17 protein-coding genes are annotated in these 19,115 nt (G+C 60.8%); 9 read left to right on the forward strand and 8 right to left on the reverse strand.

Annotated elements, in window-relative coordinates; genetic code table 11:
* The first annotated feature begins 18 nt into the window (after window positions 1–18).
* The 8 genes from nuoG (at window position 19) to nuoN (ending at window position 10,139) form a co-directional block, all read left to right on the forward strand.
* The gene (gene nuoG / locus IE093_RS05160; RefSeq protein ID WP_189466844.1) at window positions 19–2,757 is read left to right on the forward strand and encodes an NADH-quinone oxidoreductase subunit NuoG; all 2,739 of its coding nucleotides are present in this window, start codon (window positions 19–21) and stop codon (window positions 2,755–2,757) included.
* Window positions 2,754–3,740 carry an NADH-quinone oxidoreductase subunit NuoH gene (nuoH, locus tag IE093_RS05165; RefSeq protein ID WP_189466845.1) on the forward strand — a complete coding sequence of 329 codons (987 nt, stop codon included), beginning with the start codon at window positions 2,754–2,756 and terminating at the stop codon, window positions 3,738–3,740. Before nuoG ends, nuoH begins: the two co-directional genes overlap by 4 nt.
* A 16-nt stretch (window positions 3,741–3,756) precedes the next feature.
* Window positions 3,757–4,296, forward strand: a complete 540-nt coding sequence (nuoI, locus tag IE093_RS05170; RefSeq protein ID WP_189466847.1) for an NADH-quinone oxidoreductase subunit NuoI — start codon at window positions 3,757–3,759, stop codon at window positions 4,294–4,296.
* A gap of 80 nt (window positions 4,297–4,376) precedes the next feature.
* On the forward strand, window positions 4,377–4,895 hold the full coding sequence (gene nuoJ, locus IE093_RS05175; RefSeq protein WP_189466848.1) for an NADH-quinone oxidoreductase subunit J: 519 nt from the start codon (window positions 4,377–4,379) through the stop codon (window positions 4,893–4,895).
* Window positions 4,892–5,200, forward strand: a complete 309-nt coding sequence (gene nuoK, locus IE093_RS05180; RefSeq protein WP_189466849.1) for an NADH-quinone oxidoreductase subunit NuoK — start codon at window positions 4,892–4,894, stop codon at window positions 5,198–5,200. The genes nuoJ and nuoK overlap by 4 nt, the downstream gene beginning before the upstream one ends.
* Before the next feature lie 20 nt (window positions 5,201–5,220).
* Window positions 5,221–7,074: an NADH-quinone oxidoreductase subunit L gene (nuoL, locus tag IE093_RS05185; protein ID WP_189466850.1), complete on the forward strand. Its 1,854-nt coding sequence runs from the start codon at window positions 5,221–5,223 to the stop codon at window positions 7,072–7,074.
* A gap of 72 nt (window positions 7,075–7,146) precedes the next feature.
* Window positions 7,147–8,694 carry an NADH-quinone oxidoreductase subunit M gene (gene nuoM, locus IE093_RS05190; protein ID WP_189466851.1) on the forward strand — a complete coding sequence of 516 codons (1,548 nt, stop codon included), beginning with the start codon at window positions 7,147–7,149 and terminating at the stop codon, window positions 8,692–8,694.
* A complete protein-coding gene (nuoN, locus tag IE093_RS05195) occupies window positions 8,691–10,139 on the forward strand; it encodes an NADH-quinone oxidoreductase subunit NuoN (protein WP_189466853.1) in 1,449 nt (482 codons plus the stop codon). Before nuoM ends, nuoN begins: the two co-directional genes overlap by 4 nt.
* Before the next feature lie 36 nt (window positions 10,140–10,175).
* Here nuoN and IE093_RS05200 read toward each other — a convergent pair whose 3' ends face one another.
* The 5 genes from IE093_RS05200 to IE093_RS05220 all read right to left on the reverse strand — a co-directional run bounded on the left by IE093_RS05200 (window position 10,176) and on the right by IE093_RS05220 (window position 14,505).
* On the reverse strand, window positions 10,176–11,579 hold the full coding sequence (locus tag IE093_RS05200) for a TRAP transporter large permease (RefSeq protein ID WP_189467014.1): 1,404 nt from the start codon (window positions 11,577–11,579) through the stop codon (window positions 10,176–10,178).
* 11 nt (window positions 11,580–11,590) lie between these two features.
* Window positions 11,591–12,142: a TRAP transporter small permease subunit gene (locus tag IE093_RS05205; protein WP_189466855.1), complete on the reverse strand. Its 552-nt coding sequence runs from the start codon at window positions 12,140–12,142 to the stop codon at window positions 11,591–11,593.
* Window positions 12,143–12,200: 58 nt separating this feature from the next.
* Entirely contained in the window at window positions 12,201–13,052 is an 852-nt protein-coding gene (locus IE093_RS05210) for an endonuclease/exonuclease/phosphatase family protein (RefSeq protein ID WP_189467016.1), read from the reverse strand.
* 1 nt (window position 13,053) lies between these two features.
* Window positions 13,054–13,686, reverse strand: a complete 633-nt coding sequence (locus IE093_RS05215; protein ID WP_189466856.1) for a thiol:disulfide interchange protein DsbA/DsbL — start codon at window positions 13,684–13,686, stop codon at window positions 13,054–13,056.
* Window positions 13,687–13,890: 204 nt separating this feature from the next.
* On the reverse strand, window positions 13,891–14,505 hold the full coding sequence (locus IE093_RS05220) for a c-type cytochrome (protein WP_189466857.1): 615 nt from the start codon (window positions 14,503–14,505) through the stop codon (window positions 13,891–13,893).
* Window positions 14,506–14,734: 229 nt separating this feature from the next.
* Between IE093_RS05220 and yihA the strand changes: the two genes are divergently transcribed.
* Window positions 14,735–15,346 (forward strand): ribosome biogenesis GTP-binding protein YihA/YsxC, encoded by a 612-nt coding sequence (yihA, locus tag IE093_RS05225; RefSeq protein ID WP_189466858.1) that lies wholly within the window; start codon window positions 14,735–14,737, stop codon window positions 15,344–15,346.
* On the opposite strand, the gene IE093_RS05230 is transcribed toward yihA, so the two are convergent.
* From IE093_RS05230 to IE093_RS05240, 3 genes are all read right to left on the reverse strand, one after another.
* A complete protein-coding gene (locus tag IE093_RS05230; RefSeq protein WP_189466860.1) occupies window positions 15,343–16,101 on the reverse strand; it encodes an HAD family hydrolase in 759 nt (252 codons plus the stop codon). The two genes, yihA and IE093_RS05230, sit on opposite strands and share 4 nt — an antisense overlap.
* Before the next feature lie 159 nt (window positions 16,102–16,260).
* Window positions 16,261–17,628 carry a 2-oxoadipate dioxygenase/decarboxylase HglS gene (gene hglS, locus IE093_RS05235; RefSeq protein ID WP_189466862.1) on the reverse strand — a complete coding sequence of 456 codons (1,368 nt, stop codon included), beginning with the start codon at window positions 17,626–17,628 and terminating at the stop codon, window positions 16,261–16,263.
* Between the two features lie 25 nt (window positions 17,629–17,653).
* On the reverse strand, window positions 17,654–18,937 hold the full coding sequence (locus IE093_RS05240) for a 2-aminoadipate transaminase (RefSeq protein WP_189466865.1): 1,284 nt from the start codon (window positions 18,935–18,937) through the stop codon (window positions 17,654–17,656).
* Window positions 18,938–19,115: the final 178 nt, after the last annotated feature.

The raw sequence follows: 19,115 nt of genomic DNA on the forward strand, positions 1-19,115 counted from the left end.
AGTCGGGGAGTGACGGTGATGGCGACGATACAGGTAGACGGTCGCAGCTACGAGGTCGATGGCAAGGACAACCTGCTTCAGGCCTGCCTGACGCTGGGGTTCGACCTGCCGTATTTCTGCTGGCACCCGGCGCTGGGCAGCGTGGGGGCGTGCCGCCAGTGCGCGGTCAAGCAGTACCGGGACGCTGACGATACGCAAGGGGCGCTGGTCATGGCCTGCATGGTCCCCGCCGCCGATGGCAGTCGAATCTCGATCGAGGACGAGCAGGCCCGCGAATTCCGCGCTAGCGTCATCGAATGGCTGATGGTTCACCATCCCCACGACTGCCCGGTGTGCGAGGAAGGCGGCCACTGCCACCTCCAGGACATGACGGTGATGACCGGTCACAGCCGGCGCCGCTATCGCTTCCGCAAGCGTACCCATCGCAACCAGTATCTGGGGCCGTTCATCGCCCATGAGATGAACCGCTGCATCACCTGTTACCGCTGCGTGCGTTTCTACCGCGACTATGCCGGCGGCGAGGATCTCGGTGCCTTCGGTGCCAACGACAACGTCTACTTCGGTCGTCACCGCGAGGGCGTGCTGGAGAATGAGTTCTCCGGCAACCTGACCGAAGTCTGTCCCACCGGCGTATTCACCGACCGCACCCATTCCGAGCGCTATACCCGCAAGTGGGACCTGCAGTTCGCACCGAGCGTCTGTCACCAGTGCTCGGTGGGCTGCAACATCAGCCCGGGCGAGCGCTATGGCGATATCCGCCGCATCGAGAACCGTTACCATGGCGAGGTCAATCGCTTCTTCCTGTGCGACAGGGGACGCTTCGGGTATGGCTACGTCAATCGCGACGATCGCCCGCGCCGCCCCGAATGGCACGGCGAGACAGAGGAAACCGTCACCCTCGACGTCGACGAGGCCCTGGATCGCGGTGCCGATGCGCTACGCGAGGCGCGGCGGGTGATCGGCATCGGTTCCCCACGGGCCAGTCTGGAAAGCAACGACCAGCTACGCGAACTGGTCGGCCAGGCCAACTTCTCCACCGGCATCGCTGAGCGCGAGCAGGTCTGCCTGACGCGGATGCGCCGACTCAACCGCGATGCCGGACTGCCCACTCCGACACTGCGCGATGTCGAGTCGCACGATGCCATCCTGGTGCTTGGCGAGGACCTGATTCAGAGCGCCGCCCGGCTGGGGCTGTCGGTGCGTCAGGCGGTGCTGGCGCGTCGCGAGCGCTTGGCCGAAGCCCGTGGCATTCCCGCCTGGAATGCCGAGGCGGTAATGACCCTGGCACAGGATGCGCGTCATCCGCTGTTCGTCGCCTACCCCACGGCCACCGGCTTGGACGACGTCGCCGATCGCTGTCTGCGTCAAGCTCCGGATGATATCGCTCGCCTGGGCTTCGCGGTGGCCCACGCCATCGACGTGAAGGCGCCCGCCGTCGAAGGGATCGACGAGAGCACGAAAGCGACGGCCGAGCATATTGCCGAGACATTGTTAGCGGCAAAGCGCCCGCTGGTGATCAGCGGTGGCTCGCTCGAATCGACGGCGATCATCGAGGCCTCCGGCAACATCGCACGTGCACTGGCGACCAGGGGACGGCGCGGCGGCCTGATGTTGGTGCGTCGCGAGGCCAACAGTACCGGCGTGGAACTGCTCGGCAGTCGGCCACTGGAGTGGGCGCTCGATGAGTTGACCCGTGGCGCTGCCGATGCCGTGGTGGTGCTGGAAAACGATCTCCATCAGCGCTTGCCGAGTGGACGTGTGGAACGGGCCTTATCCGCCGCCAGGACGGTGATCGTGCTCGATCATCAGCGCACTTCGATCTGGGAGCGTGCTGATCTGGGCCTGCCGGCGGCCAGCTTCGCTGAGGGCGATGGTACCCTGGTCAGCCTCGAGGGACGGGCACAGCGCTTCTTCCAGGTGTTCGAGCCACGCTACCACCGCCCCGAGACACGGATTCATCAGGGCTGGCGCTGGTTGCAGGCGCTGCGCGCTAGTCTCAAGCGCCGCGCCGTACCCGATGTCACGCTCGATGCGGTCACTCGTGATTGCGCGCGCCACCACCCCGCGCTGGCCGGTATCGTCGAAGCCTCGCCGAGTGCCGACCAGCGGGTCAGCGGCCTCAAACTGGCCCGCCAGCCGCACCGCTATAGCGGGCGCACGGCGATGCGTGCTCACCTTGATGTCAGCGAGCCGCGTCCCCCACAGGATCCCGATACGCCCTTCACGTTTTCCATGGAGGGTTATTATGGCTTCGACCGACCACGCCGGGAGGTGCCCTTCGCCTGGGCGCCGGGCTGGAACTCACCCCAGGCCTGGAACAAGTTCACCGACGAGGTAGGTGGTCATTTACGCGGTGGCGATCCTGGCGTCAGGCTGCTGGAACCGACAGAGGACATCGGCGACTACGTCAACGAGATACCGCCACCCTTCACATCTGGCGTCGGCGAGTGGCAAGTCGTGGTGTTACCTCGCCTGTTTGGCGGTGAGGAAACGTCGTCACGGGCGACACCGATCATGGCACGTGCGGCAGCCGTGAGATTGCACTTGTCGGAGGAGGATGCCCGGCGGCTCGAGGCCGAGGAGGGCGACACACTGGTTGTGGAGACCTCGCTCACGAGGCTGTCGTTGCCGCTGCGGGTCGACACGACGCTGCCCAGTGGTTTGGTGGGAGTACCGGCGGGGTTGGAGGCAGCGCTGGTCACGGGAGATCGTGCGTGGCTCTCGCTGGCACCCGAGGGAGAGGAGGAACCCCCATGAGTTGGCTGACACCGATGGTCATGGAGGTTCTCATCGCCATGTCGCAGGCGCTGGTGATTCTGCTCGGCGCGCTGCTGCTGGGGGCCGTGATGACGGTAGTCGAACGCCGCCTGCTGGGCCTGTGGCAGGACCGCTACGGACCCAATCGCGTCGGGCCCTTCGGTTCGCTGCAATTGGTCGCCGACATGATCAAGATACTGTTCAAGGAGGACTGGATCCCGCCGTTCGCCGACCGCGCGCTGTTCGTGCTGGCCCCGGTCATCGGCATGGCATCGCTGCTGTTGGCGTTCATGATCATCCCGCTGACTCCCAACTGGGGGGTGGCGGACTGGCACATCGGGTTGCTGTTCTTTTTCGCCATGGCCGGCATCAACGTCTACGCCGTGTTGCTGGGTGGCTGGTCGAGCGGCAACAAGTACGCACTGCTCGGTGCCATGCGTGCCACGGCACAGACACTCTCCTACGAGGTGTTCATGGGGCTGTCGCTGATGGGCGTGGTGGCATTGGCCGGCTCGTTCAACATGCGCGATATCGTCGCCGCTCAGCAGGGGCTGTGGTTCATCGTTCCCCAGTTCTTCGGTTTCTGCACCTTCTTGATCGCTGGCGTCGCGGTGACCCACCGCCATCCCTTCGATCAACCCGAGGCCGAGCAGGAGCTGGCCGATGGGTACCACATCGAGTATGCGGGAATGAAGTTCGGCATGTTCTTCATCGGTGAATACATCGGCATGGTGCTGGTCTCGGCACTGATCGTGACACTGTTCTTCGGCGGCTGGCTCGGTCCTTGGCTGCCGCCCTTCGTCTGGTTCGCACTCAAGACTGCGGCATTGCTGGTGCTGTTCGTGCTGTTACGCGCCTCACTGCCGCGCCCGCGTTACGACCGCATGATGAGCTTTGGCTGGCGGGTCTGTTTGCCGCTGACGCTAATCAATCTGCTCGTGACCGGCGCCGCGATCCTGTTGCTGGCGCCGGCCGGCACCTGAACCGAGGAGGCTCGATATGTTCACGTCGCTGATCTCCGGAACCTGGTCGCAATTGCGCACGCTCGGCATGGTGTTCCTGCATGCCTTCCGCAGACGCGAGACGGTCAATTACCCCGACGAGGAGGTCTACCTGCCGCCGCGCTTCCGGGGGCGCATCGTGTTGACCCGGGACCCGGATGGCGAGGAGCGCTGCGTGGCCTGCAACCTGTGCGCCGTGGCCTGTCCGGTGGATTGCATTGCGCTGGAGAAAGGCGAAAAGGAGGACGGCCGTTGGTACCCGTCATCCTTCCGCATCAACTTTTCGCGCTGCATCTACTGCGGCATGTGCGAGGAAGCGTGCCCGACCTCGGCGATCCAGCTCACGCCCGACTTCGAAATGAGCGAGTACCGTCGCCAGGATCTGGTCTACGAAAAGGAGGATTTGCAGATCGACGGGCCCGGCAAGGACCACGATTACCACTTCTACAAGGTGGCTGGGCTGGCGATAGCCGGCAAGGACAAGGGGCAGGGCCCGGATGAGGCAGCGCCAGTCGACGTCAAGACGTTGCTGCCTTAGGCCGCTTTCCGACTGGTTGTACCCAACGATATGGCCTTGAAACCGAGCACTCTGCTGGTTAGCCGTCGGAGGAGGGAAAGATGGAAGTCGCCTTCTACTTGAGTGGCCTGGTCGCCGTGTTGGCGACGCTGAGGGTCGTGACCAGTATCAATCCGATACATGCGCTGCTGTATCTGATCGTGTCGCTGATCGCCGTGGCCATGGTGTTCTTTGCTCTCGGTGCGCCTTTTGCCGGGGCGCTGGAGGTCATCATCTATGCCGGGGCGATCATGGTGTTGTTCGTGTTCGTGGTGATGATGCTCAACCTGGATGAAGGCGTGGCCGCCCAGGAACGTGCCTGGTTCAAGCCGCGCATCTGGCTGGGGCCGGCCGTGCTCTCCGCCATTTTATTGCTTGTGTTGGTCGCAACCCTGTGGCGTGGCGATATCGGTCTGGTGATCGAGGGCGAAACGCTGACCGCCAAGGCCGTGGGTACTGCGCTATTTGGTCCCTGGCTGATCGTCGTCGAGCTGGCGGCGATGCTGCTGCTGGCGGCGCTGGTCACCGCTTCGCATGTCGGGCGGTCGCAGTCGCCGGATACGAGGGGTGACGAGTCATGAACGGAGTACCGATGGAGCATGGTCTGGTGCTGGCGGCCATTCTGTTCGCGCTGGGCCTGGCAGGGCTGATGTTCCGCCGCAACATGCTGTTCATGCTGATCAGCCTGGAGATCATGCTCAACGCGGCGGGGCTGGCGTTCATCGTTGCCGGCATGGCCTGGGGGCAGGCCGAGGGCCAGGCAATGTTCCTGCTGGTGATCACTCTTGCTGCGGCCGAGGCCAGCGTTGGGTTGGCACTGTTGATCCAGTTGTATCGCCGATTCAAGACACTTGATATCGACATGGCCAGCAGGATGCGTGGCTAGGCTGGCTAAGGGAGGCACCGATGACGTTGCTGTTGCCGCTGACTTTCCTGCTGCCCTTGGCCGGTACGCTGATACTGGCGTTTTCCCATACTCGGTTGGGTGAGCGAGGCAGTGCCTGGGTCGGGGTGATCAGCGTGGGTCTGGCGGCCCTGGCCACGGCGCTGTTGGTCCACCAATTCCTTGGCATGCCCGAGGCGCGCGGCGTGACACTGTGGACCTGGATAGCGGTAAGCGACTTCCAGCCGACCTTCGGCCTGATGCTGGATGGGTTGTCGCTGACCATGCTCGGCATCATCACCGGCGTCGGCTTGCTGATCCATTGGTTCGCCGCCTGGTACATGCACGGCGAGGAAGGCATCACGCGGTTCTATGCCTACATGAACCTGTTCGTGGCCAGCATGGTGCTGCTGGTGCTGGGCAACAATCTGCTGCTGCTGTTTCTCGGCTGGGAAGGCGTGGGGCTGTGCAGCTACTTGCTGATCGGCCATTACTACCATACCGCCGCCAATGGCTGGGCGGCGTTCAAGGCCTTCATCGTCACCCGTATCGGCGATGCCTTCCTGGCCGTCGGGCTGTTTCTGCTGTTCCGTGAACTGGGCACGCTGAACATTGCCGAGATTCTTCAGCGCGCTCCCGAGCTGTGGGCCGCAGGCGATCCCATGGTCGAGCTGACGGCGCTGCTGTTGCTGGGAGGCGCGCTGGGCAAGTCGGCGCAGTTGCCGTTGCATACCTGGCTGGCCGATGCCATGGCCGGCCCCACTCCGGTGTCGGCGCTGATCCATGCGGCGACCATGGTTACCGCCGGGGTATATCTGATCGCACGGTTGCATGGCGTGTTTCTGCTCGCTCCGGATGTGCTGTTGCTGACCGGTGTCATTGGTGCGCTGACATTGCTGGCAGCTGGTTTCGCCGCCCTGGCGCAGACCGACATCAAACGCGTGCTGGCCTATTCGACCATGAGCCAGATCGGCTACATGTTCCTGGCGCTCGGGGTAGGCGGCTTCGAGGCGGCGATCTTCCATCTGATGACCCACTCCTTCTTCAAGGCGCTGCTGTTCCTGTCCGCAGGGGCGGTAATCGTCAGCTGTCATCATGAGCAGGACATACGGCGCCTGGGCGGGTTATGGCGTCGCTTGCCGTTGGCCTACACCGGGTTCGTGGTGGGAGGCGCGGCGCTGGCGGCGCTGCCGCTGGTCACTGCCGGCTTCTACAGCAAGGACGAGATCCTGTGGCAGGCGTTGGCATCGGGCCATGGGGAGTTGCTGCTGGCAGGATTGCTCGGCGCGCTGTTGACCTCGCTATACACCCTGCGCCTGATCATCGGCATCTTCCACGGCAATCCGGGCAGCGATAACGCTCGCCGTGCCGAGGCAGGGCGCGGGCTGGCGCATGGCCTGCCGCTGATCGTGCTGGTGCTGCTGTCGACCTTCCTTGGTGCCTGGTTCGAGCCGCCACTAGTCGAGGTGTTCCCCGCCCCCCACGAGGGTGGCGAGGGTTGGCACCTGGCGCTCGAGATCATGGCCAGTGGCGTTGCATTGGCAGGCATTGCACTGGGAGCTTGGCTATTCCTGCGACGGGGCGCATGGCTTGCCGACGTCGCTTCGCACGGTTGGGGGGCCAGGTTATGGAGGCTCTGGCATCACGCCTGGGGCTTCGATGCTGGCTACGACCGGCTGCTGGTGCGTCCTTATCGTGGCTTGGTGGAGTGGCTGCGAAACGATGTCGTCGATGCGGTGGTTGGGCTCGTCGCTCGGCTGGCGTGGTGGCTGCACGTGGGATTGGCACGAACCCAGACCGGCAAGCTGCGCCTCTACGCTGCCTCGATGGTGGTTGGAGCCACGCTGATGCTGCTGGTGATGGCGTTGGCGACGTAGGACGCATGGTCCTGTGGCATAGACAAGGAGAGTGACGATGACAAGCCTGCAACGGCAAGGAGTTCGTAACCCATGGCGTTGGTCTGGTTGATCCTGATCCCCTTCGTCGGTGGCCTGCTGTGTTGGCAGGGTGAGCGTTGGGGCGAGCAGTCCCCGCGCTGGATCGCCCTGGGCACCATGCTGCTGGTGCTGTTGATCACACTGGGCTTGTGGTGGTATGGCGATTATCGGCTGCCCCCCGGCGCCGAGGCTGAAGCCGTGCCTTGGGCCATCGAGTGGCGCGCAGCATGGATTCCGCGCTTCGGTATCGAGGTGCACTTGGCGCTGGACGGCCTTTCGCTGGTGCTGGTTGCGTTGACCGGCTTGCTCGGCGTGCTGGCGGTGTTGTGCTCGTGGCATGAGATCGGACGCCGGGTTGGCTTCTTCCATCTCAACCTGCTGTGGATCCTCGCCGGAGTGGTCGGCGTCTTCCTGGCCATCGATCTGTTCCTGTTCTTCTTCTTCTGGGAGATGATGCTGGTGCCGATGTACTTCCTGATTGCGCTGTGGGGCCACAGCGGTTCTACGGGCAGGACGCGTATCGGCGCGGCGACCAAGTTTTTCATCTATACCCAGGCCAGTGGTCTGCTGATGCTGGTGGCGATCCTCGGCCTGGTCTTCGCCCATCACCATGCGACCGGCGAATACACCTTCAGTTATGCAGCGCTGCGCGAGACGCCTCTGTCCGATGAACTGTCGACATGGCTGATGCTGGGCTTCTTCTTCGCCTTCGCGGTCAAGCTGCCGGTGGTGCCCTTCCACGGCTGGTTGCCCGACGCGCATGCCCAGGCACCGACCGCCGGCAGCGTGGATCTGGCTGGCATCCTGCTCAAGACCGCGGCCTACGGCATGCTGCGTTTCGCGCTACCGCTGTTTCCCGAAGCGTCACAGGCGTTCGCCCCGGTGGCGATGGGACTGGGATTGGTAGGTATTTTCTATGGCGCGCTGCTGGCTTGTGGCCAGCAGGACATCAAACGGCTGGTCGCCTACACCAGCATTTCGCACATGGGCTTCGTGCTGATCGGTATCTATGCCGGTAGCGAGTTGGCACTGCAAGGAGTGGTAGTGCTGATGGTGGCCCATGCCTTCTCGACCTCGGCCTTGTTCATCATCAGCGGCCAGATCCATGAGCGCCTGCATACCCGCGATATGCGCGAGATGGGCGGCTTGTGGGGGCGTATGGGTAGCCTGCCGGGGTTCATGTTGTGTTTCGTGGTCGCCTCGCTGGGCATGCCCGGTACCGTCAACTTCGTTGGTGAGTTCATGATTCTGTTCGGCAGTTTTCCGTTGGTGCCATGGGTGGCGGCGATCGCCAGTGCCGGGCTGGTACTGGCAGCGATCTATTCGCTGCTGTTGATGCAGCGGGTGCATTACGGTCCTCCACAGGGTGAGGGGCGCTTTGCCGATCTCGATCGTCGTGAATACGCCATGATGCTGGGGCTACTGGCACTGGTACTGCTGCTTGGGCTCTTTCCTCAGCCGTTGCTCGAGACCTCCGGTGCCACCATGCACGAGGTGCAGCGGTTATTCAGCGATGCCTCGGCATTCATGTCTTCCACCGAGCCGATGGGGGACTCATGACGTTGACCATGACGCACCTCATGGCGCTGTTACCGCTGATCGTGGTTTGTGCCACAGCGATCACGGTGATGTTGGGTATCGCCTGGCGACGCCATCATGGAGGCACGGCAGCGGTCACTGTCATAGGAATCGTATTGACCTTGGCGATGTTGCTGCCGATCTGGACGATGGCACCGGTTGAGGTGCCATTACTGGTCGTCGATGGTCTGGCACTGTTTGCGGGCGCGATGATTCTGATCTCATCGCTGACTTGTGCCGCTCTGGCATATGTCTATCTGGACAACTACCCCGGCCCCCGCGAAGAGTTCTACTTGCTGCTGTTGTGCGCCGCAGCAGGAGGCATGGTGCTGGCGGCAAGCCGGCATCTGGCCACGCTGTTCGTCGGTCTGGAGCTACTATCGATGCCGCTCTACGGCATGCTGGCCTATGCCTTTTCCGAGCGACGTTCGCTGGAGGCTGGCATCAAGTACTTCATCCTGTCGGCGGCGGCCACTGCCTTTCTGCTATTTGGCATGGCGCTGCTCTACGCTCAGGTCGGCCGTCTGGACCTGCCGGCGGTGGCGGCGGTGCTCGGCGAGCGTCCCACGGCCTGGGGGCTGGCCGGTATCGGTTTGCTGCTGGTCGGGCTGGGCTTCAAGTTGTCGATCGTACCGTTTCATCTGTGGACACCGGATGTCTACGAAGGCGCCCCGGGGCCCGCCGCGACATTCCTGGCCTCGGCGAGCAAGGTGGCGGTATTCGTCGTGTTGCTGCGCCTGGTGCTGTCGACACCAGCCTTTCAGGATGACTGGCTGCGGGGCGTGCTCGCGGTGCTGGCACTGGCCGGCATGCTGGTGGGCAACCTGCTGGCCCTGGTCCAATCGAACCTCAAGCGCCTGTTGGGATATTCGTCGATCGCTCATTTCGGCTATCTGCTGGTGGCACTGGTGGTTGGCGACGGATTGGCCACAGAAACCAGTGGCGTCTATCTGCTCACCTATCTGGTGACCACATTGGGCGCCTTCGGCGTGGTGACGTTGCTCTCAAGCTCCTATAGTGGCGAGGATACGGCGGCGTTGCACCATTATCGAGGCTTGTTCTGGCGGCGACCCTATCTCACCGCGGTGCTTACCGTGTCCCTGCTGTCGCTGGCCGGCATCCCTTTCACGGCTGGCTTCATCGGCAAGTTCTACATCATCGCGCTGGGCGTCGAGGCCGAGCGCTGGTGGCTGGTTGGCGGGATCATCGTGGGCAGCGCTATCGGCCTTTACTACTACCTTCGGGTGATGGTCACCCTCTACTTGGTCGAACCTGGAATGCGGCGCCGCGATGCGCCGCGTGACTGGGGAGGGCGTGCCGGCGGCGTGGTCGTGCTGGGATTGGCGCTGCTGGTCGTGATGCTGGGCGTCTATCCCGCGCCGATGATCGAGTGGGTGAGGTTGGTGGAGCACATCACAGTTAGGTAATGTGCCGGCCCACAAGAGCCGGCACGGTCTGCTGCTTCACAGCACCGACGGCAGCCAGGTGGCCAACCCCGGAAACAGCGCCAGGGCGCCGAGCATGGCGAGTTGCAGCAGGATGAAGGGAATCACTCCCTTGTAGATCGCTGAAGTCGGCACCGAGTCCGGCGTTACGCCGCGCAGGTAGAACAGTGCGAAGCCGAAGGGTGGCGTGAGGAACGAAGTCTGCAGGTTGACGGCGATCATGATGCCCAGCCAGATCGGGTCGACACCCATGGCCAGCAGCACCGGGCCGACGATCGGCACCACCACGAAGGTGATCTCGATGAAGTCGAGGATGAAGCCGAGCAGGAAGATCACCAGCATGACCACGACCATGGCACCGACCACGCCGCCGGGCAGGGAGTCGAACAGCTCGGTGACCAGTTCTTCGCCGCCGTAGGCACGGAATACCAGCGAGAACAGTGCCGCGCCGATCAGGATCAGGAACACCATGCTGGTGACCTGGGTAGTGGTCTGTACTACGGCCTTGAGCGTAGGGCCATCGAGACTGCGTTTGGCCAGGGCAAGCAGCATGGCGCCGAAGGCGCCCACAGCCGAAGCCTCGGTGGGCGTGGCGAAACCGCCAAGGATCGACCCCAGTACCGCGACGATCAATGCCACTGGCGGCAGCAGCCCTTTGAGCAGTAATGGCCACAGGCTGCCCTGGTGGTTCATTTCCTGCATCAGCTGTTGGCGGTCGGCGGGCGGGGCCAGATCGGGCCGTGCCCAGGCGGTGATGGCGATGAACACGATATAGGCCGCTACCAGTACCAGGCCGGGGACAAGGGCTCCGATGAATAGGTCACCGACCGACAGGGTCTTGGGGCTCCATACGCCCATTGCCAGTTGGGCTTGTTGGTAGGCGGTGGAAAGTACGTCGCCGAGCAGCACCAGGGCGATCGACGGTGGGATGATCTGCCCCAGGGTGCCGGTGGCGCAGATGGTGCCGGTGGCGAGTGCCGGTGAATAGCTGCGCTTGAGCATGGTCGGCAGCGATAGCAGTCCCATGGTCACCACGGTGGCGCCGACGATACCGGTCGAGGCCGCCAGCAGCATGCCCACCAGGGTGACCGAGATGCCCAGGCCCCCGCGCAGGGCGCCGAACAGTAGCGCCATGGCGTCGAGCAAGGTTTCGGCGACCCGGGATTTTTCCAGCAGCACGCCCATCAGCACGAACAGTGGCACCGCCAGTAACGTCTGGTTGGTCATGATGCCGTAGAAGCGGTTGGGCATGGCCGACAGGAAGCCCGCATCGAATGGCACGGCCATGCTCATGGACTCCAGTACCAGGCCGAAACCAGCGAAGGTCAGGGCGGTACCGGCCAGCGACAGCGCCACTGGATAGCCAAGCATGAGAACGGCACAGACGGCGGCGAATAGCAGGAGCGGCATGTAGTCGAGCACGATTTCCACTACTACAGCACCTCCTCGTGCTCGTGTGTGGGTTCGGCGGGCAGGCGACCGCGCAGAATCAGGACTTGGCGGATGGCTTGGGCGATGCCCTGCAGCAGCAGTAGCGCCATCATCAGCAGGATCAGGGACTTGACCAGGAACACGATGGGCAGGTTGCCGTCTGGGGTGCGTTCCAGGATCGACCAACTACTCAACACGTAGTGCCAACTTGCAAAGGCGATAAACAGCGCCACTGGCGTCAGCAGCAGCAGGGTTCCGCCAAGATCGACCCAGGCGCGACCGCGCGGGGATAGGCGGCGATAGAAAATATCCACCCGAACATGGCCGTCGTGCTTGAGGGTGTAGGCGGCGCCGAGCATGAACACCATGGCATGCATGGCCATCACCGACTCCTGCATCACGATGCTGTGCATGCTGAAGGCGTAACGCATCACAACGATGGTGAATTGCACCAGCATCATCACCAGAACCAGCCAGGCAATGCTGCGGCCGATGATGTCGGTCAGGGCATCGAGCCGGGTGAGCAGGGCCGGCTCGCGAGTCACGCGATTCATGAGGCCTCTCAAGGTAACCTAACGAAAGCGCGCATCATCGCCGATTGAACGCCAACCGTCATCCCTTGTGTTCAACATTGGACGGAGAACTGTGCTTGCCAGGGTGCAAGAGTGAGGTCAGCACCTTCTGGCAGGCACTTGGCAATTGCACGTCGACGGCGATCGGCAGATGGTCGGAGAAGAGTTGGTCGAGCACCCGCACGTCTCGGGCGACCAGTGAGTTGGAGAGCAGGATATGATCGAGTGCGCGGCGAGGTTGCCAGGAAGGGTAGCTGAGCAACGGGCGCACCGGGTGCAGGGGTAGAGACGTGCAGAAGCGCGGATGCGAGTGAAGCTGCTCCAGTGTGCAGTTGAGGTCGCCCATCACCACCACGTGTCGCAGGGGAGTGATGATTTCGCTCAGGTAGTCGAGCTGGCGAATGCGGGCACGATGGCTCAGCGCCAGGTGCGCCACGAACAGGTGCAGGGCATCCTCGCCATCGCCGTAACGGGCATGGATGGCACCGCGTCCTGGCAAGGTACCGGGCAGCCGGTGTTCTTCGATGCGTGTGGGGTGCAGGCGCGACAGCAGGCCATTGCTGTGCTGGGCGACTCGTCCCAGGTTGCGGTTGAGTTGCTGGAAGTGATGGGGAAAGCCGGCGCGAGCCGCCAGGTATTCGACCTGGTTGACATTGCCGGAACGAAAGCTGCCACCGTCGACCTCCTGGAGGCCGACGATGTCGAACTTGCCCAGCACTTCGCCCACCATGTCGAGGCGGCGCAGGCGCTTTGGGTGGGGCAGGAAATGCTGCCAGCTCCGCGTCAGATAGTGGTGATAGGCCGAAGTCTGGATGCCGACCTGCAGGTTGAAGGTCAACAGGCGCAGATGCCCGGTATCCAGCGCCGAGTGGATACCCTCCGCTCGGCCCAGTTTACTGATTCCCGTTGTCACGAACCTTCTCGATCAGAGCACTGGCGATCTGTGGCATGTTCTCGAGGCTACCGGCACTCGAAGGTGTGATGACATAACGACCATCAACGATCAGCGCTGGTACTCCCATCAGTTCGTAAGCGCGCATGCGGGCATGGGCCTGATTGACCTGGCTCTTGACGCCAAACGAGTTCAAGGCCTTGCGGGCTTCCTCCTCGCTCACGCCATAGTCGCTAAAGAAGTCGGCGACGTCCTCTTCTTCGGTGAGTCTGCGACCATCCTGATGGATGGCATCGAAGAAATCTTCATGCGTGGCCTCGAGAATGCCCAGTTCCTGGGCGGCATAGAAGGCGGAGGCATGCTTGTTCCAGTCGCCACCCATGGTGGCAGGCAGGCGATAAAAGGTTACGTCTTCGGGCAGCTCGGCAACCCAGGCGTTGAGCGGGTCTTCCAGGTTGTAGCAGTGAGGGCAGCCATACCAGAAAGCCTCGACCACCTCGATTTGGCCTTCTTCTACCTGGGTGGGCACCGCCTCGTTGAGCACCTTGTAGTGCTCGCCCTCGACCAGCGATTGTGCCGAGGCCAGGGAGGACAGACCAAGACCGGCGAGGGCGATAACCAACGTCTTGAACATGCGAAAAGACTCCTTAAAGGGCTCGAAGGGGATGGATATCCATGGAAGGTAACAGGAAACGACGCGCTCGGGCAGGTCATCGCGCGAGGTTTCATGACGCAGGCTTTGAGCGCGGTGAGTTGGCCATGGTTCCCCGGTTCATCGTTGAAAAAGGTAGAAGGCGGCCAAAGCCGCCTTCCGGGATCATCTCGTCATTGCGGGGAATCAGTGCAGGCCGAAGACGTAATTGGCAACGGCCTCCATGTCGGTGTCGCTCATCTTGGCAGCGATATCTTGCATGATGGCATTGGGATCGTTGCTGCGCTCGCCCGAGGCAAACGCCTGCAGAGTCGAGACGACGTATTCGCGGTGCTGACCGGACAGTGCCGGATAGACGGCGGTACCGATGCCCTCGCCAGTGGGAGTATGGCAAGCGGCGCAGGCCGGGATGCCCTTGGCCATGTCACCGGCACGGTACAGTTCGCGGCCATGCTCTACCAACTCCTCGTCGGGGTTGGCCTGCCCCAGGTTGGGGTCTTGCTGTGAGAAGAAAGCGGCGACGTCCCAGGCGTCCTGGTCGGAGAAGTCATCGACCTGGCCAGCCATCTGTGGCACGTTGCGCTCGCCATCGCGGATGTCCATGATCTGCTTGGCCAGGTAGGAGGCCTGCTGGCCCGCCAGGTTGGGGAAGGTGCCGGAAGGGCTGATGCCTTGCTGGCCGTGACAGGCGGCGCAGGTTTGGGCCTTTTCGCGCCCCGCGGCGGGGTCGCCTTCCATTTGCGCATGGGCCACGCCGATGGCGCTCAAGGTCATTGCCAGGCTTGCCAGTAACTTTCTCATCGCTAATCCACTATGCCTTTGATTGTTGACCGGTACGTACCCTGGGTGCCGCCCGTCGTGGTGAGCACGCGTGATGGCGCGCGGTTCGCTGTCGGCGAGAGCACGGTGGTACACTAGCGTGCCCCAGGTCGCGGAAAAAATACACTGTATTATAACGATTCACCCGGATGAGGTGAATGTGCCCGGCCTGCCGCCTGAGTCTTAACCGCTGCCAGGAATCCCGATCCCCATGTCGCGTCTCAACTACCAGACCGCCCGCTTTCTCACCAGCGCGCCGACACTGACAGAGTGTCCGCCAGACCAAGGGGCAGAAGTCGCCTTTGCCGGGCGTTCGAACGCCGGGAAATCCAGTGCGATCAATGCCCTGACGCAGCAGAAGGCACTGGCGCGCACCTCCAAGACGCCGGGACGCACCCAACTGATCAATTTTTTCTCGCTGGGCGAGGATACTGCGCGGCGACTAGTGGATCTGCCAGGCTACGGTTTCGCCAAGGTGCCGGAGAAGGTCAAGCTCGAGTGGCAGCGCCACCTCGCCGAATATCTGCACAAGCGCGGCTCGTTACGTGGGCTGGTGTTGGTCATGGATGTGCGTCACCCGCTGACCGAGTTCGACGAGACGATGCTGGGCTGGGCCGACGATAAGGAAATGCCGGTACACATCTTGTTGACCAAGGCCGACAAGCTCAAGAGCGGAGCCGCCAAGAATGCCCTGCAACAGGTGCGAAACCGGCTACGCGAATGGGAAGATCTGGTCAGCATCCAGTTGTTCTCGGCGCTCAAGCGCCAGGGAGTCGAAGAGGCTCACCAGCGTTTGGACGATTGGTTGCTGCGCGAGGATTAGTCGCTGGAGAGCGATCCCAGTCGGTTTAGCAGGTCGGGCAGTTCACGAACATGGCGAAGGCGGTAGACACCGGCCGGCAGCGCTCGTTCGGGGTCGTCGTGGATATCGATCCAGGCCACGCGCATGCCCAGTCGACTGGCCGGCAGTACGTCCTCGCGCCATGAATCACCGACATGCAGCGCGCGTGACGGAATGCTGCCGAGACGCGCCAGTGCGGCCAGGAAGGGGCGCGCATCGGGCTTGGGCGCGAGCATCTCGCCGGCAGCGATCGTTACCGGGAAGTGAGTCGCCAAAGGTAGCCGAGTCAAATCGGCATTGCCGTTGGTGATCGCCGCCAGGCGATAGCGACCGCGCAGGTTCTCGAGCAACGCCGCAACCTCGGGATAGGGACTCAGCCGGTGGCGCAGGTCGAGAAAACGGTCGATGGCCGCCGCCGCCCACATCCTGGCAGCGCTGCGAGGCAGACCGTATTCTTCGAGAAGCTCGGTCAATGCCTGCTCGCGAATCCAGGTGAAGTCTCCGCGTCGCAATGGGACGCGCTGGGCCAATTCCAGGCGCCGTGCCTGGTAGGCACTCAGCGGAAAGCGCTCGCTGTAACGACCCTGTCGGTCTAGATGCGTGCCATGCCAGGCAGCCAGCGACTCGTCGAGCCAGGCATAGTGCCCCTTTTCGGCATGCTCCATGACCGGGCGGTTGTCCCACAGGGTGTCGTCGAGGTCGAAGGTCAGGGTGTCGAGCGGGGCATGGGGGGACATCGGCTAGTCTCAGGGCGTGGAATCGTCGTTGGGCGGGCTGCGTAATACTTGGCTCATAAGCTGGCATATGTGCTCGATGAAATCAATCCACTGAATGCATGACTAATATTGAGATGGGCCTGGTCGTAATTCGACCAGGCTTGCATCTTGCCTGGCTCGTTATTGGTTTATTTGCTTCAATGTGTTGGCAAGGGATTTTCTCTCGATCTCTGCGTAGATTTCTATCTCATCGTTAACAGAAGCTCCCAGGTGCTTTTCGAACTCCGCCTTGTTGGGGTTGCCTTCATACATGGTGTTGGCTTCTTCTCCAAGGTTTGAGCGAAATATACCAGCAGCGCTAACTGGCAGAAAATCTTCATAAGTTATAGGTGTCGCTGAAACAGCTCCTGCCTGAATCAAGTCTTCCAGATTGTCGGAGTTTTTAACTCTTATAGTCTTTTTGTTTGCGTCAAAAACTGGTTGGTAATAGAAAAATGCCAATCCATTTTTTCTCAGTGTTTCTTCATCGTCAGGGAACTCGGAGAAGACATCTCTCAAGTTTTTCTGATGCTCGTTGTTATCCGTTCTACTTCCCTGGGGTTGGGATTTACGTAGCAGATGATCGTATAGCTCACGCCCTTTTTTGGTAAGCGCGGCCCCTCGTTGTTCAATCTCTCCGAACCGAGCAGTATGACTGCCTTGCTGATCTCCTGAGAAGTTAACTGGCTCATCTAGAGCTTTGAAGCTTGTTTGTCGCAATAGGACAGGGCAATTCCTGCGCGGGGGGCCTTCAATGATGGCTTTCGGTGAAATGCCATGTAAAGGCATCAGCCTTTGTACCTCATCAATGTTCAGCGTGCGAGGGGTCAAGTGGTTTATGTGAGGGCCTCTAAAGCATACCACATCCGCTATCAGGCGATGCTCGGCATGCAATGCTTCATAAGTGTCTTTGTCTACTGTCGAATCGCTATGCCAGCGAAAGGTTTCCAATGCCTCGGCAACGAATTCTTCGGCTTGCTCTAGCCTAAGCCCGTTATTCCTCTCATGCGTCTCAATGAGCTCTATTGTCCGCTTTGTAAATATGTTCCTTGACGACAGAATTTCTGACGCTATTTCTCTGAGTTTTTCGTCCTCGATGAGCTCAAGGCGTAGCAGGGAAGTGAATACCCGAAACGGGTTTTTCTGCAGAGACTCTTCGGTAATCGGCCGAAATGCTGTGGAATGTACTGGCACCCCCGCCTCGGTAAGGTCATAATATCCGACGGGGTACATACCCATCACTGCAAAAAGGCGACGTAGCAAGGAAAGCTCTTCGGCAGTTCCTACTCGAATGGCGCCATGTCGCTCGACCTCTAAGCGATTAAGCTCACCGCTTTTCTCCATTCTCAAACGTAGTTCTTCATTGTTCTCTAGCTCGGCACGGTTTACCTGTGCTACCAATTCAAGAAGATTGGCATATAGTGGCACTTCCTTTTGATACATTTCAGACATCGCTTTTGAAAACATGTCTCGTATCAGCTCGGGTGATACATGATGATTGCTGAGCATCGTTTGCCTCATCGGTTATACGTTGTTACTCGGTTTCCCGAGCCTTATGCATTGCCAATATTTCCTGCAACGTCCCCAAGGCTTGCTCGATTTTGAATAGACCTTCTGACAAGTGCTCTTGCGAGATGGTCAATGGAGGGAGTAACCGCAGGACATTGCGTTTCCTGCCGCTAGGCATCAGCAAGACACCCGCCTGCCGAGCTGCACTCAGCAAGGTGGCTAAATGTTCGGCTCCCGTGGCATTGAGAGTATCTTCGAAGACGATGCCCCGCATCGAGCCGATACCCGTCATGGGGCCCAACATTGGGAAACGATTGCTTCTCTTCCAGCGGTCATGGGTTTCCAGAAATAAAGACTCTTGGGTGTTCTTCCATTGGGCGAGGTTGTCATCGCTCATGACTTCCATGACGACTTTGGCTGCGGCACATGCAACGGCATTGCCGGAATATGTTCCGCCAAGCCCTCCTTTCGGTAGCGCATTCATCAGGCACTCACGTCCAGCCACGGCCGCCAGTGGGAGCCCCGAAGCCATGCTTTTCCCCATCAGCAACAGGTCGGGTTCGATGCCTAAGTGAGTAAAGGCAAAGCGTGTACCGGCTCTTCCAAATCCTGATTGGATTTCATCTACGATCAGAACGATTCCTCGCTCGTCGCAGACCTTGCGCAAATGCTTTGCAAAGACATGATCGAGTAAACGAAAACCGCCTTCACCCTGGACAGGCTCGACGATTATGCATGCGACCTCTTCCGATGAAATCTCGACCTCGAAGAGCCTATCCAGTGCCTGAATGGCCTCTTGAGTACTGGCTCCATTGTCAGGACTGGGAAAGGGCAGGTGATAGACAGGGCCTGGAAGTGTTCCCAGTCCGACCTTGTACGGACTCACCTTGCCGTTCAAGTTGAGCGCTGCGAGTGTTCTACCATGGAAACCACCATCAAATGCAATCACGGCCTGTCTGCCAGTGGCAGCCCGAGATATTTTCAAGGCATTTTCCGTGGCTTCGGCACCAGAGTTCGTCAGCATGCAGGAAAGCGAATAGTCAACCGGGATAAATGACTGCAACGCCTCTGCAACATCTAAATATCCTCGATGAGGAACAGCATTGAATGCCGAGTGCATGAGTTTGTCTATCTGACTCTTGGCGGCAGCAGTAATAGCAGGATGGCAGTGACCCAGGTTAAGAACGCCTATGCCACCGACAAAGTCAATGTAGCGTTTCCCGTTGTTATCCCATACCTCAGCATTCAGCCCTTTCTCAAGAATGATTGGATGGATTATTCCCAAGGACTGGCTAACTCCCGGTTGCATGCCTTTTCTCCCCAAGTATTGTCGTGTCAGGCCATATAGCTCATATCAAATCAGATGGGAACTGTGCAGCACAAACGAAAAAAAACACCTACAACATTCCAAAATTTCATGGTGGAGTGGTGGGTTGCAAAGTTCCATGACACAAAAAAGCCCCCCTAGGAGAGCCCTTTGATATTCT

Source organism: Litchfieldella qijiaojingensis (genome assembly GCF_014651875.1).
Taxonomy (GTDB): Bacteria; Pseudomonadota; Gammaproteobacteria; order Pseudomonadales; family Halomonadaceae; genus Litchfieldella; species Litchfieldella qijiaojingensis.